Annotated in this window: 13 protein-coding genes; 4 read left to right on the forward strand and 9 right to left on the reverse strand. The window is 48.5% G+C overall.

Annotation, left to right across the window (positions count from 1 at the left end):
* Nucleotides 1-14: 14 nt before the first annotated feature.
* The 6 genes from V6940_RS03385 to V6940_RS03410 form a co-directional block, all read right to left on the reverse strand.
* Entirely contained in the window at nucleotides 15-668 is a 654-nt protein-coding gene (locus tag V6940_RS03385) for a CIS tube protein (protein WP_333494833.1), read from the reverse strand.
* Nucleotides 669-866: 198 nt separating this feature from the next.
* On the reverse strand, nucleotides 867-1,343 hold the full coding sequence (locus V6940_RS03390; protein ID WP_333494834.1) for a phage tail protein: 477 nt from the start codon (nucleotides 1,341-1,343) through the stop codon (nucleotides 867-869).
* A 49-nt stretch (nucleotides 1,344-1,392) separates the two neighbouring features.
* The gene (locus tag V6940_RS03395; RefSeq protein WP_315406378.1) at nucleotides 1,393-1,863 is read right to left on the reverse strand and encodes a phage tail protein; all 471 of its coding nucleotides are present in this window, start codon (nucleotides 1,861-1,863) and stop codon (nucleotides 1,393-1,395) included.
* Nucleotides 1,864-1,941: 78 nt separating this feature from the next.
* Entirely contained in the window at nucleotides 1,942-3,501 is a 1,560-nt protein-coding gene (locus tag V6940_RS03400; RefSeq protein WP_333494835.1) for a phage tail sheath family protein, read from the reverse strand.
* A 440-nt stretch (nucleotides 3,502-3,941) separates the two neighbouring features.
* Nucleotides 3,942-4,712 carry a hypothetical protein gene (locus V6940_RS03405; protein WP_333494836.1) on the reverse strand — a complete coding sequence of 257 codons (771 nt, stop codon included), beginning with the start codon at nucleotides 4,710-4,712 and terminating at the stop codon, nucleotides 3,942-3,944.
* Nucleotides 4,713-5,297, reverse strand: coding sequence for a DUF4255 domain-containing protein (locus V6940_RS03410; protein ID WP_333494837.1), 585 nt, complete (start codon nucleotides 5,295-5,297; stop codon nucleotides 4,713-4,715).
* 368 nt (nucleotides 5,298-5,665) lie between these two features.
* On the opposite strand from V6940_RS03410, the gene V6940_RS03415 reads away from it, so the two are divergent.
* Nucleotides 5,666-6,304 (forward strand): hypothetical protein, encoded by a 639-nt coding sequence (locus tag V6940_RS03415; protein WP_333494838.1) that lies wholly within the window; start codon nucleotides 5,666-5,668, stop codon nucleotides 6,302-6,304.
* A gap of 135 nt (nucleotides 6,305-6,439) precedes the next feature.
* Here the strand turns inward: V6940_RS03415 and ychF are convergent, their stop codons facing one another.
* Together ychF and pth are read right to left on the reverse strand one after the other, a co-directional pair.
* Entirely contained in the window at nucleotides 6,440-7,534 is a 1,095-nt protein-coding gene (ychF, locus tag V6940_RS03420) for a redox-regulated ATPase YchF (RefSeq protein WP_106926651.1), read from the reverse strand.
* Nucleotides 7,535-7,694: 160 nt separating this feature from the next.
* Complete coding sequence (gene pth / locus V6940_RS03425; protein ID WP_106926653.1) at nucleotides 7,695-8,279, reverse strand: aminoacyl-tRNA hydrolase; 585 nt, start codon at nucleotides 8,277-8,279, stop codon at nucleotides 7,695-7,697.
* A gap of 279 nt (nucleotides 8,280-8,558) precedes the next feature.
* Here pth and ychH point away from each other — a divergent pair, with 279 nt between their 5' ends.
* On the forward strand, nucleotides 8,559-8,843 hold the full coding sequence (gene ychH / locus V6940_RS03430; protein WP_185669702.1) for a stress-induced protein YchH: 285 nt from the start codon (nucleotides 8,559-8,561) through the stop codon (nucleotides 8,841-8,843).
* An 89-nt stretch (nucleotides 8,844-8,932) separates the two neighbouring features.
* Here the strand turns inward: ychH and lysC are convergent, their stop codons facing one another.
* On the reverse strand, nucleotides 8,933-10,294 hold the full coding sequence (gene lysC / locus V6940_RS03435) for a lysine-sensitive aspartokinase 3 (RefSeq protein ID WP_185669703.1): 1,362 nt from the start codon (nucleotides 10,292-10,294) through the stop codon (nucleotides 8,933-8,935).
* Between the two features lie 610 nt (nucleotides 10,295-10,904).
* On the opposite strand from lysC, the gene V6940_RS03440 reads away from it, so the two are divergent.
* Together V6940_RS03440 and V6940_RS03445 are read left to right on the forward strand one after the other, a co-directional pair.
* Nucleotides 10,905-12,290 carry a diaminobutyrate--2-oxoglutarate transaminase gene (locus tag V6940_RS03440; protein ID WP_072011324.1) on the forward strand — a complete coding sequence of 462 codons (1,386 nt, stop codon included), beginning with the start codon at nucleotides 10,905-10,907 and terminating at the stop codon, nucleotides 12,288-12,290.
* Nucleotides 12,291-12,305: 15 nt separating this feature from the next.
* Nucleotides 12,306-13,769 (forward strand): pyridoxal phosphate-dependent decarboxylase family protein, encoded by a 1,464-nt coding sequence (locus V6940_RS03445; RefSeq protein WP_333494839.1) that lies wholly within the window; start codon nucleotides 12,306-12,308, stop codon nucleotides 13,767-13,769.
* Nucleotides 13,770-13,863: the final 94 nt, after the last annotated feature.

Genomic DNA, 13,863 nt, shown 5'->3' on the forward strand with positions numbered 1-13,863 from the left:
AATTAACCTGATGTCTAAACTAAAGGTGGAAAGTAAATTTTTGTGCCCGGTTTGATCTGCCGGGCACTGACTAGATTATTCGCTCTGGCGACCTCAATATAATAACTGCTGTCGTTATAGATCTTATGGCAAAGCATCGGGAGCGTGTCACCGGCCTTGAACTCAATGATATGCGTCAGATCAGGAGAGGACTGTTTTTTTAACGCGCTTTTTTCTTGTTGCGTGAGGTATTTAGCAAAACTAAGCGATACTGTAGCGCGCAGTGGGTTACCGGAGGAGTCGAAGAGAGAATAGTTGATACTGATAGCGGTCAGGCGTCCCTGGAAATTCACAGATGAACCCCACGCAATCACTACCGGATTAGGCTCATGCTGTTCACCATCATAGGCGTAGGTCACCTTCTTCAGCGTGGCAAGCTGCTTCTGTACGGTGTTGGTGCTGGTGTTCCCCGTGACTCCCGTACCGTCGAGCAACAGCTCGAAATCCAGCTTTTCACTCTCATAGCCTTTAAAAACCGTAGTAGGCGAGATATCGCCCTGTTGCTGGGGACCTTTATCCGTGTAGGAAATGCCAAAATTATGCTTAATGCTATTAGGATTTAACGTTGCCGAAAATGTTTGGGCGACGGTTCCTTTAGACGTTATTGATTTTATTGTTATTTTTTCCATACAGCAGTCCCTTCGTCTAAATCACTTATCGTTCTCTTACTTCGTCAGGCGACGGCATAAAGGGATAAGGAATAACTTTTGTAGACACGCTTTCTTCAGACTCAATGCCTGGCCATTCGGGTCCGAACGACGGAGTTTTATTATCGTCATTTATGGTTTGTGATTTAATCACTAGCTGTTTTATTTCTAATGGCACCGTTATAAGTTCCTTTTCAAATGATGAAAGCAAATTTCAATTTCTTCAATCGCGATGTCGTTTTGCGTTGAGTTGAAAGGGGCCATTTTCAGCTTAACGGGATAGGCATTAGAAGCCGTCCAGCTTTTACAGGTAGAGCCTTTTTCATTGAGCAAATTGATCGACACGCTTTTTGTCTGAATCGGTTTTGAGAGCTCATCATTTAAAATGCCAAGACACCAGCTAAGTAGCCTGGAAGATTTATCCGTTACCGCGCGTTTAAGCGTTAAATTGCTACTTTTTATCGTCTTGGGCAGATGGTAAACCAGATTATTTCCACCTTCACGATACTCTTCCGTTTCTATCTGGAACTCGAGTCCTGAGACTTCCTGAAAGGCTGTGTCATCGGCACAGCCACTGATAGAAACGCTGAAGTAGAAAGCCGGAAGAGGCCAGTCGCCATCGCCCTGAGCAGCCCCCGAATCTTTTGCGGTTACCATGATGATGCTTTCCCCATCCTGAGAATAAGATTTTGCTCAACACCAGAAATCAGACGGCGATTTCTAATCCTTCATGGGCCAGTTCAATGGTTTCAACCGCGACTTCATTACTGTCTGACTTTAAATCAGTACCGGTCACTTTGGTAGGCCATGCATTTTTTAACTTCCAGCTCATTACCGGCGCGCCGCTTTCATCGAGCAGGTTGATGGTCACGGCAGTTCGGGCGATGGTGTTCATCTTGATCTTCGAATACCATTCGTAGAACTTATTATCACCTTTAAAAATACCTTTCTTAAGCGTGACGTTGCCGCTTTTAATTAATCCGGGCATTTTTATGGTCGAAAATACCGGGCTATTACCCGCGCGATATTCGATAGGCTGGGCTTCTAAATCAAGCCCTGAAACTTCCTGAAATGCGGACACCATTCCCGCACCAGCTCCGCCATCCCATTTCACTTCGAAATGGAATTTCGGCATTGGCCATACGGTGTCGGATTGTGCTGAACCATCATCTGCCATGGGAGTCTCCTGAAAAGCTATCCACGTTATATTTGACGATATTGAATGCTAACCATGCTGTTAAGCAGAGGTCAAAATCTAGGATTCCTGCATTTTCTGCTGGAAGGTAATTTCGATAAATTCAGCTGGCCGAACCATCGCAACCAGGACGGTAATACGCAAAATACCTTCCAGAATATCGTTGCCGGTCATCGTCTTGCCCAGACCAACGCTGACATTGTAAGCTTCTCCCGGAGTGGAACCGGCTAACCCGCCTCGCTTCCAGATACCGTACAGGAAGTTGCCCAGCATGCTTTCCATCGACACCCAGGTGTTAGCCACATTAGGCTCGAAGACATAGGCCTTTGAAGCGAGCTTAATGGACTCTTCTAGCATTATCATCGTGCGTCTGACGTTGATATAACGCCAGTCTAAGCTATTGCCATCAAGCGTTCTGGCTCCCCAGACAAGTGTGCCTTCCCCGATAAACGGCCGAATGGCGTTGATTGATTTGCCCTGGGTTGTGACGTTCAGATCTTCCTGTTCATCATCGCTGATATTCACGGTTGGGGAGACCACAGCATTAACGCTGACGTTTGCAGGCGCCTTCCACACCCCGCGAGAGTTATCGACCATGGTGTAAATACCCGCCATCGCCGAAGACGGTGGCAGGACATTTTGCTGGAATTTAATGTCCGCCATAATGGTTTGGTATAGCGGACTCATATTCGACAAAATCTTGTGCAGCAGCACGGCATCCGGTCGAGAGATCTCAGTGCTGAGCTTGGCTATTTCGTCGAGCATTGCCTGTTTGCGTGTGACTCTGAGTTTGTTACCACCCGTACTCAGTTCTTCTTCCGAAAGACCTTCTAAGTCACTGAACATCAGCGCAACTTCCCCGTTCAGCAACTCTGCTAACTTATCGACATTACTGATGTTGAGGAAACTGACATCGCTGTCCTGCACGATAGAGGTATTGAGCCACGGATAGTAAGCCGCAGAGTAGTCAAGATAGTTGGTGCCGAGTTTTGAACGGAAGCTTTCAACGCAGTCACCATCAGGGTGTTGGCGATCTTTGTAACCGTTCCAGACGTCCAGGATAGCCACGCGGTTTTTCATCTTGCCGCCGCAGTGGCCAAGCATTGCCTGCTCGACGTTAATACAGTCGTCCTCGGCCAGTTGAATGGCTTCGGGGATAAGCAGCATCGTGGGTTCGGCTTCTTTAATCAGCGGAAGAATACCGCCTTTTAACACCGCGGCGTCGATATCATCAGCATAATTACCTACCGAAACGATATAGCAAGGCCCGCCGCCATTCTGGAAGAAAAAGAGCATGCTGTAGTAAAGGTGATGGCGGGTGTTTGATTGCGTTATCTGATAAGTTTTTCCTGATTGCTTGAATGCCTCTCGGGTATTCGCATCAGAGGTGGTGCTAATTTCGGATATCTCAAATAAATGTTGAGGTTCTCCGCCAAAATATTGGCGGTATTCCGACATGGAAGTTATGCGCCATCCTTGGTTGCTTAACGATTTACCGCCGTTATCCGCTTTTTCTGTATAGCCGATAAAAGCGGGAACTGCAGTGGCAACCTCAACAACAGAGTTTGGGAATGCGTTCTGCTCAACAATATATACGCCAGGTGTTTTCATTACGCCCATAGTTTGGACCTTCATGTAATTGATTGGCAACCATGCCCATCTGTTAACACACAGAAAAAAGCGCTGTTAAGAAAGGCATTCAATTAAGAACTATCTTATTAACTTTTGATACGTCTGGTATAGCGTTTGCCGTGTTTTCTGTCAACTGTCGTTGTTGGGAAGTTCTGGTTACATTTTTTTCTTTACCAATATAAACATTCGGCAGTGCTTGCTTAGTCTGTTAGCGATAACCCACGATTACCGCGGCACTCATGGCCTGACTCTCGGAATTAACATCCTATTTTCATGGGGGCGTAGAGATAACTATTTCGATTTTTATCACGCAAGGGGTTAAAAATTTCATGATTTATACCCATGAATACGTAGTTGTTTTTATTTAATATCGAGTCAGCTTAAGTGCCTATATGATTGATATAAGAGACGTATATTCCATCGTTAGGTCAGTTGACGTAGATGTGTGCAATAGCGCTTTTGAGACCATTGACAATGGATGTTGATATATTGTCCGGCATCGGTAAAGGCAGAGACTTAATCATCACGTTGTTAGCATCCAGCAGTGAAAACGGCGCCGTATAAATTTTTCTTAAGGGTATTGGGCTGTTGGACATAAAAATTCTTGCCGTTTTATTGGCTACTTGCTCAGGTTCTTGCTCGGTAAACGAGTGGGGGATGTTGAGGTTTTTTTTACCTCCTGAAGAGAATATATAATATTTCCAGTAGGCCGAGATGGCGTTGAATCGAAGGGTGATGTTTTTTTTCACTAAGGTGCAGTGGGATTTGGGCAGTGAAATAGTGAGTAGGCCAATAAAATTTTTGTTATGGATAACTGCGCTCTCAATGGCCGTACTGTTTACATCCACCCACTGTTCTGCGGTGATATCGAGGTCTGAGCTATCTGTAAATTCGGCGTTTAATATCGAGATATCAAACACACCAGGCATTTCTGTGATGTTCCTGAACCCGGGATCCGTGCTTACAAGGTAAAACCTAAAGGTCAACTCTGCTGTCAAATCCGCTAAATCACTAAACCGTACAGCATCAACAATCAACTGGGCAATCCCCCGCGCTGATTTCAGCAGAATACCGTATCGCCTGAGTAAAAATACGGTTTCCCGGTCGGCAACTAGCCCTATGGGTGCGAACTTATCGCTGCTGGCATTGTAATACTCATGCACAACGCTGAGGGTTAAGATTGATTGATAGTCCGCCATTTAATTATCCCTTTTGGCCATGGTGGTATCTGATAAATGGATGTTGCCCACTTGCGTCAGAATAGACTCACTATCCGGTATCAGCGCTCTTACGCGATAGGTACAGGACGGCAGGTAGTGCGAACCGAATATTCCCCACAGGTGATTAAGCTGATCCCCCGGTATGGAGTCCAGTTCCATGTTGAGCTGTTCAATGTTTTTCGGCAGGTCAGGGGAGTTTTGTCGGTTGAAGCTGTTATGACGATTGAAGAATGCCAGAAAATGCGAAAGGACCTTCAGTCCGTCGGAATAATGGTTGGTACTAAAGTTTGCCGCCACGGTTACCGTCATGGTGATAAAAAGCGGCTGTGATGATATGGATGTTCTATTGCTAGTATGATTGAAATCTTGTCGGTAGCTTTTTGAAAATGCATCTTTCTCAATGTTGCTAATAAAAATCAGGATCTTGTTTTGTATTTTCGGCGACTTTGAGCCATCGAGATCTGTTGGTGGGGAGACAATTACCAAATCGTCGGCTAATTCAAAGACGTTTTTAACGGATTGGTTCATCCTTTCTTTGAGGTAATCTAAGCATAGATCTAGCATGGGATGTTCCTGATTAAGAATAACAATAGGGATCAGATTAGAGGATATAGCTATAACGCATTGGTCGAAGGTTTTGCAACTTTAAACGGTGTTCGGCCTGATTTTTCCAAATAAGGATGTACGTCGACGTATTGTAACCCTGGCGTATTACGCCTTGAGTAACATTTTTTCCCATTACAAGAATTCATCGAAATCGTTGTAGATCCAGTCAATGCAAGAAACCATCTATACTGTATTCTGTGTATGCGTTTCTGGCTCGCGGCTCAAGGTCAATCGTGCGAATGCTATTAACGGTCTCTATAGCATCCTCGATGTTATAGACAAGGGGAAGGTACAACAAAATTGGATAAATATAAAAGGTGTAAAACATGCGTGAACAAATAGAGAAGAAAAAAGAAAATAAGCGTCTGCCGGTTGCAAATACTGTTGCCCAGAAAAAAAGCAATATAAAGCATGGTATTGAATTTGTGGATAATAGGACTGACTCTATTACGCAGCGAAAGTTGTATGCAGCGGAAGAGGGTTTTTCTACCCCAACGCAAACACCATCTATACAACTTAAAAAATTAGATGTTTTACAGCTTCAAGGAAAGCGAAAAGGAAAAGGGAAATTCTCCACAGTGGGTGCTTCTCCAGCAGCTGTAGCTGTAACAAATATGTTTATAAATCAGCATATTGGAAATTACGCTGCAGCAGTTCAGATGGCACAAAATAGAGCTGGAACAGGTATTGCTGCTAGTCATACCATTGATCTGACTGAAACGGCGAGGTTGCTTAGTGAAATGCAGCAAAGGATTGCTGCTGGATATTATATACCGGGAAACCAGGTTATGAGTCCATATGCAGGTGGTATGCAGTACCTGACTGGAAATACATATAAAATATGGGAGACAAAGTTTAGTAACAAGGGTAAGTTAAAACGAACTAAAATGATTAATACACGATTTTACTATGATGTACTAGGTATTGCTGGAAATGCGTTACATCATTTTGATGGACCAGAATAAATTTAATTTTTTCAATGCAAAAGTGAGAGATAAAATGCAGCTTATAATAATGAAAAATCCACGCAATTGCGTGGATTTTATAGGTTTTTGCAGTATTCATGAGGTTTCAGAGAATCTCATGAGACGACAAATTTTTTATACGTTGAACAAGAAGTTCATCACATCGCCATCTTTAACGATGTAATCTTTCCCTTCTGCACGCATCTTGCCGGCTTCTTTCGCCCCTTGCTCACCTTTGTAGGTGATGAAGTCTTCAAACGCGATGGTCTGTGCGCGGATAAAGCCTTTTTCGAAGTCGGTGTGGATTTTACCCGCCGCCTGCGGTGCAGTTGCGCCAACAGGAATAGTCCATGCACGGACTTCTTTCACGCCCGCGGTGAAGTAGGTCTGCAGGTTCAGCAGTTCATAACCGGCGCGGATAACGCGGTTCAGACCAGGCTCTTCGAGGCCCATTTCAGCCATGAATTCTTCGCGGTCAGCGTCGTCGAGTTCAGCGATGTCAGCTTCAACGGCGGCGCACACGGCAACCACAACAGAACCTTCAGCCGCTGCAATTTCGCGTACTTTATCGAGATACGGGTTGTTTTCAAAACCGTCTTCGTTAACGTTGGCGATATACATGGTTGGCTTCAGGGTCAGGAAGCTCAGGTATTTGATGGCCGCTTTGTCTTCGTCGGTCAGCGTTTTCAGTGCGCGCAGCATGCCCGCGTTTTCCAGCTGTGGCAGACATTTTTCCAGCGCAGCCTGTTCAGCTTTAGCGTCTTTGTCGCCGCCTTTGGCTTTTTTCTGCACGCGGTGCAGGGCGCGTTCGCAGGTGTCGAGGTCAGACAGCGCCAGCTCGGTGTTGATAACGTCGATATCGTCAGCCGGGTCCACTTTGTTGTTCACGTGGATGATGTTGTCGTTCTCGAAGCAACGAACAACGTGGCCGATAGCTTCGGTTTCACGGATGTTGGTCAGGAACTGGTTACCCAGGCCTTCACCTTTGGAAGCGCCTTTTACCAGGCCCGCGATATCAACGAATTCCATGGTGGTTGGCAGGATGCGCTGAGGTTTAACGATTTCCGCCAGCTGGTCCAGACGCGGATCGGGCATCGGAACAACGCCTGTGTTCGGCTCAATAGTACAGAACGGGAAGTTCGCCGCTTCAATACCCGCTTTGGTGAGCGCGTTGAACAGGGTGGATTTGCCTACGTTTGGCAAACCAACGATACCGCATTTGAATCCCATGTTTAAATCACCTTAATCTTTTGATATTCAACCTGTTATAGAAAACAGATTGTAGAAAAGTTAATAACTCTGCCTATTATACACGTCATACAGGAAAAAAACCGTACTTCATCCTGCTGCGATGGCGGCAACCTGAATACTTTAGCGTACCGGTGAATATTTATTGCGCTTTAAAGGCGTGTAGGCGGTTAGTGGCTTTAGTCAGCCCGTCTTTCAGCCAGATCTCGGTACAGCGCGCCGCTTCGTCTACGGCATCGTCAATCAGCTTCTGTTCGGCCGCCTGCGGCTTACCTAATACAAAGCCAACAACTTTGCTTTTATCGCCCGGATGACCAATTCCGATGCGTAAGCGGTGAAAATTAGGGTTATTACCCAGTTTGCTGATGATGTCCTTCAGACCGTTGTGGCCACCGTGGCCGCCGCCAAGCTTGAACTTTGCTACGCCGGGCGGAAGATCCAGCTCGTCATGCGCCACCAGAATTTCATCTGGATTAATGCGATAGAAGGTCGCCAGCGCCGCAACGGCTTTGCCGCTGAGGTTCATAAAGGTGGTTGGCACCAGCAGGCGAACATCTTCTCCGGCAAGGTTAATGCGGGAGGTGTAGCCAAAAAACTTACTCTCTTCACGCAGCGGTGCGCGAAAACGCTCTGCCAGCAAATCGACGTACCAGGCACCCGCGTTATGACGCGTTCCCGCGTACTCTGCGCCGGGGTTAGCCAGGCCGACAATCAGTTTAATCGTCACGTTGTTATTCCTGAGTGGGCAATCTTTCCGGCGGCTAGTTTACGTCGAGAGGGCGCGCTTGACAAAAATAAGCGCCCTAAGCGGCAAAACTTGAATAATTCAGATCCGGAATAATATTGATTGAAAAGTATTTCAGTCACTTAAATGTAAAGATTTGTTGATGAGATGTTCTTATTTGTGATCACCAGCGCACTTATCCCTGGCGGTGTTGTCTATACTTTACACACTAGGAATAGGGATATATCCCTAAACCCAAAGCCAATCTACGGAGGTGACACTATGAAACGCAAAAACGCTTCGTTACTCGGTAATGTGCTCATGGGGTTAGGTCTGGTCGTCATGATCGGCGGCGTTGGTTATTCTATTTTAAACCAGATGCCGCAGCTTAACCTACCTCAGTTTTTTGCGCATGGTGCGGTGTTAAGCATCTTTGTAGGCGCACTTCTCTGGCTGGTTGGCGCGCGTGTCGGTGGGCACGAGCAGGTGAGCGATAGATACTGGTGGGTACGCCACTATGATAAACGCTGCCGCCGCAACGATAATACCTCTCACCGTCACAGCTAAATATGACAATGGCTCCCGTGGGAGCCATACAGACAACTTCCAAAGTCCTGGCCGTAAGCCGGGACTTTGTGCTTTCCGGACGGTCGAATTTATTCGAACAGTCGATGGTGCAACGCTTTGACCGCACTGTCGGCCGCATCGCCTGGCAGCAGGAAACAAAGGTTGTTATGAGACGCGCCGTGACAAATCATCCGCACAGCATGCTCTTCCAGACGAGAGAAGACATCGTTGCACACACCCAACTCTTTGGTCAGTTGATTACCCACCAGTGTCACCAGCGCCAGCCCGGTTTCTACTTCCACACGACAGTGGGAGGAGAGGGCCGTAAACAGCGCGGTGGTCAGCGTATGATCTTCACCTGACGTCGCATTTGACGAGTCCAGCGCCAGCGCGATGGTCGATTCTGATGTCGTGACCAGATCCGTTGCCACGTTGTGCTGAGCCAGCAGCGTGAAAATCTGCGCTAAGAAGCGGTTAGATGGCTGATCGTCGAGACGGTGCAGGCGCAGCAGCGTCTGCTTGCGGCGTACCGCAACCGCACGATAGCGCGGCGGATTCTCCGTTGTGCAGCATACCAGCGTACCGCCAGCAGCCGTGTCTTTACTGGAGCCTACAAACACCGGAATGTTCTTACGCATCGCTGGCAGCAGCGTCGCCGGGTGCAGCACTTTCGCGCCGTAGCCTGCCATGTCACTCGCTTCAGAGAACGAAATGCTGTCGATGCGTTTCGCGTTTGGCGCAATACGAGGATCGGTGGTGTAGATACCGGCGACATCGGTCCAGATATCAACGCGGCCTGCGTGCAGCGCTTCACCCAGCAGGGAGGCGGTGTAATCACTGCCGCCACGGCCCAGCGTGGTGGTGCGACCGTTAGCGTCACGGCCGATAAAACCCTGGGTAATCATTATTTCTTGTTCGATACGCGGGCGCAGATGCGTTTCCGCCAGCTCAGCTACGGCGCTAACCTGAGGTTCAGCGCAGCCGTGAGTAGAGTCGGTGCGAATCACACTGCGGGCATCAAACCAGCTGGTTTCAACGCCGCGTTCACGCATCACTTCCGTAAACAGCAGGCTGGACATCAATTCCCCGTGACTCACCAGCTCGTCGCTCAATGCGTCAGACGGTGAAACCATCGCCGTTTGCGCCAAACGGCTAATATTATCGAGGAGATTATCGATTTCCTTGCTGATGACAGAAGGCTGCTTCAGACGGGAGATAATGTTGTATTGAATGGTCCGGAGGGTCTCAAGCTTATCTAACTGCTGATGACTTTCCAGACCTTCAGAAAGCTCAACCAGTAAGTTGGTGACACCTGCGGAAGCAGACAGAACAACTAAACGAACATTTTGATCGGCAAGCACAATGCTGGCGCTGCGGTTCATCGCATCAAAGTCAGCAACGCTGGTGCCGCCAAACTTGGCAACGATGAATTGTGGGTAAATGCGGGTCATAACACTCTCATATCAGGGCGCCATAATATATGGCTAGAAAATTTTCATTCTCGGCATAAGGGAAGGTTCCTTCTCCTTACGAAATGTCCGCCCGCGAACATTTCTGGATGACAACCCAGGAGTAATCCTGTTGTCGATAACGTGTTCTGCCCGTCACACGCTATCGGGTGCTGCGCATTAGTCTATATTTACTGGGGGGTAAATAAGCGCGCCATAGTAAGTGATTTATCACAAGGGATCGACTTTTTTATTTATCTCTCAGTAAATAAATGAAAAATCCCGTTTTATTCGAAATCCTCAACCTTATTTACGGTAAAGACACGTAAAAAAATAATAAAACCTTAACAATTGGGTGGCTATCATTACATCGCAGGCTTTGTATTTCTCTGAAGCTTTTTAAAATAAATGGTAACAATTTAGCATCAGGGTGTTGTTGGTTTTATGTTGTTACCTTTTGATTTTTAAGTAAAAAATGATACCTGAAAACCGCGTAAAATAAATGATTGAGTCCTTAGCTAAAACAACATATATTAGCCGCGATTTTTTACAGGTAATCCTTATAACCATTTATTCAATCAGGCGTTAATCTACACCTGGTTGTAGGAGTGATATGATGACGGATAAAGTCCGTATTGATACTTTACGTGCTAATTCATTACCACAGAGCAATGATACCTTTTTAGCAAGACAAGCTGAGTTTGAATCTAACGTCAGAAGTTATCCACGTAAGCTGCCGCTGGCTATTGCCAAGGCACAGGGCGTTTGGATCACTGACGTTGAAAATAATCAATACCTTGACTGTCTGGCGGGTGCCGGCACCCTGGCACTTGGTCATAATCATCCTGATGTACTTCAAAGCATTCAAAGTGTCATCACGAGTGGCTTACCGTTACATACGCTTGATCTCACGACCCCATTAAAAGATGAATTTTCATCTTATTTACTCTCCCTGTTACCAGGAGAAGGTAAAGAATATTGCCTGCAGTTCACCGGCCCATCCGGCGCGGATGCTGTAGAAGCGGCTATCAAACTGGCGAAAAAAGCGACCGGTCGTTCTGGCGTAATCAGCTTCTCCGGCGGTTACCACGGTATGACTCACGGCGCGCTGTCCGTGACCGGTAACCTGTCACCGAAAGAAGCCGTCAGCAACATGATGCCGGAAGTGCAGTTCATGCCTTATCCGCACGAGTACCGCTGCCCGCTGGGTATCGGTGGCGAAGCGGGTGTGAAAGCGCTGACCTACTACTTCGAAAACCTGATCAACGACGTTGAAAGCGGCGTGCGTAAACCTGCGGCGGTGATTCTTGAAGCCGTTCAGGGTGAAGGCGGCGTGAACCCGGCTCCGGTCGAGTGGCTGCAGCGCATCCGTAAAGTGACTCAGGAACACGGCATCATGCTGATCCTCGATGAGGTTCAGGCTGGTTTCGCACGTACCGGTAAACTGTTCGCCTTCGAACACGCCGGTATCGAACCAGACATCATCGTGATGTCCAAAGCGGTTGGCGGCGGTCTGCCACTGGCGGTTCTGGGTATCAAAAAGCAGTTTGATGCATGGGCTCCAGGCCACCACACCGGTACCTTCCGCGGCAACCAGCTGGCGATGGCGACCGGCCTGACCACGCTGAAAATCCTCAAAGACGACAAGATTGCCGATAAAGTTGCCGCCCAGGGCGAGTGGCTGAAAGGCAAACTGGCTGAGCTGCAGAAACGTTACCCGGTTATCGGTCACGTTCGCGGTCTGGGTCTGATGATCGGTCTGGAAATCGTTAAGCCTAACGAAGCGCCTGACCACATGGGCTGTTTCCCGGCTGACGGCGAGCTGTCTGCGCTGCTGCAGAAGAAATGCTTCCAGGCGGGTCTGATCCTGGAACGCGGTGGTCGTAACGGTTGCGTACTGCGCCTGCTGCCATCCCTGCTGATCACCAACGATGAGCTGGAAATCTTCCTCGATAAATTTGAAAACGCCCTGAATGCCGCTGGCGTGAAGCCGGTTTAAACGGAGTAGGATCGAATGTCTGACGTAAACCCGATTCTGTCCGGCTCGGCGCAGAGTATTGCTGCCTATCAGGACGCTATCGAGCAGAGTACTAAAGCGGTCGTTGAATGGTTAAAACAGCCTGAGATGTATCAGGGCAAAACCGTTGAACAGCTGCGTGAACGTATCAACCTGAATTTTACGTCTCAAGGCCTGGGTAACCAGGCCGCCATTGAGCGTGCGGTTGAATACTTTCTGAAAGACAGTCTGTCCGTTCACCATGCACAGTGCGTAGCGCACCTGCACTGCCCAAGCCTGGTCATTAGCCAGGCGGCGGAAGTGCTGATCAACGCCACCAACCAGAGCATGGACTCCTGGGACCAGAGCCCGTCCGCGACCATTATTGAGATCAAACTGATCGAATGGTTGCGCGACCAGGTAGGTTTCCCGGCAGGCGATGCAGGCGTGTTCACCAGCGGCGGCACCCAGAGCAATCTGATGGGCCTGATGCTGGCGCGTGATGCGTTCTATGCGCGTCAGGGGCACTCTGTACAGCAAGACGGTATTACCGGCGACCTGCGCAAGATGAAAGTGTTCTGTTCTGAGAACGCGCACTTCTCCGTGCAGAAAAACATGGCGCTGATGGGCCATGGCTATCAGTCCGTCACGCTGGTGAAAACCGATGCTTTCTCTCGCATGGACATCAACGACCTGAAAGAGAAGCTGGCGCAGGCGAAAGCCAACGGTGAACAGGTGATGGCGATTGTTGCTACAGCGGGTACCACCGATGCGGGCGCGATTGACCCGTTAACGGAAATCACCGCGCTGGCCGCCGCAGAGCAGATCTGGGTTCACGTGGATGCAGCATGGGGCGGGGCGTTACTGCTGTCTGAGAAGTATCGTCATTTCCTTAATGGACTTGAGCAGGCTGACTCCGTCACTCTGGACTTCCACAAGCAGTTCTTCCAGACCATCAGCTGTGGGGCGTTCTTGCTGAAAGATGCGCGTCATTATGAACTGATGCGTTATCAGGCGGCGTACCTGAACTCTGATTTCGACGAAGAGCACGGCGTGCCGAACCTGGTGTCCAAGTCTCTGCAGACCACGCGTCGTTTCGATGCGCTGAAGCTGTGGATGGGCCTTGAAGCGCTGGGCAAAAAGCAGTATGCCGAAATCATTGATAACGGCGTAACGCTGGCGCGCGATGTTGCTGAGTTTGTGAAAACCCAGCCGCATCTGGAGCTGGTCATGGAGCCGCAGCTGGCAAGCGTACTGTTCCGTTTCCGTCCGGAAAACAACGACAGCGCGTTTGTGGCCCTGCTGAATCAACGTATCGGTGACGTTCTGCTGGCTTCCGGTAGCGCTAACGTGGGTGTGACTGAAGCTGATGGCGTAACCTGCCTGAAGCTGACGCTGCTGAACCCAACGGTTTGCCTGGAAGACGTTAAAGTTCTGCTGGCAAGCGTGAAAGACACCGCAGATCAACTGCTGAAAGCGTAAGCATTCACGTTGCACGTTGCGATAAAAATGGCTCCCTCGGGAGCCATTTTTTTGCCTGTCATTTGTAGCCCGGCCAAGCGAAGCGCCGCCGGGA

Source organism: Kluyvera sp. CHPC 1.251, assembly GCF_036759945.1.
GTDB classification, from domain to species: Bacteria; Pseudomonadota; Gammaproteobacteria; order Enterobacterales; family Enterobacteriaceae; genus Kluyvera; species Kluyvera sichuanensis.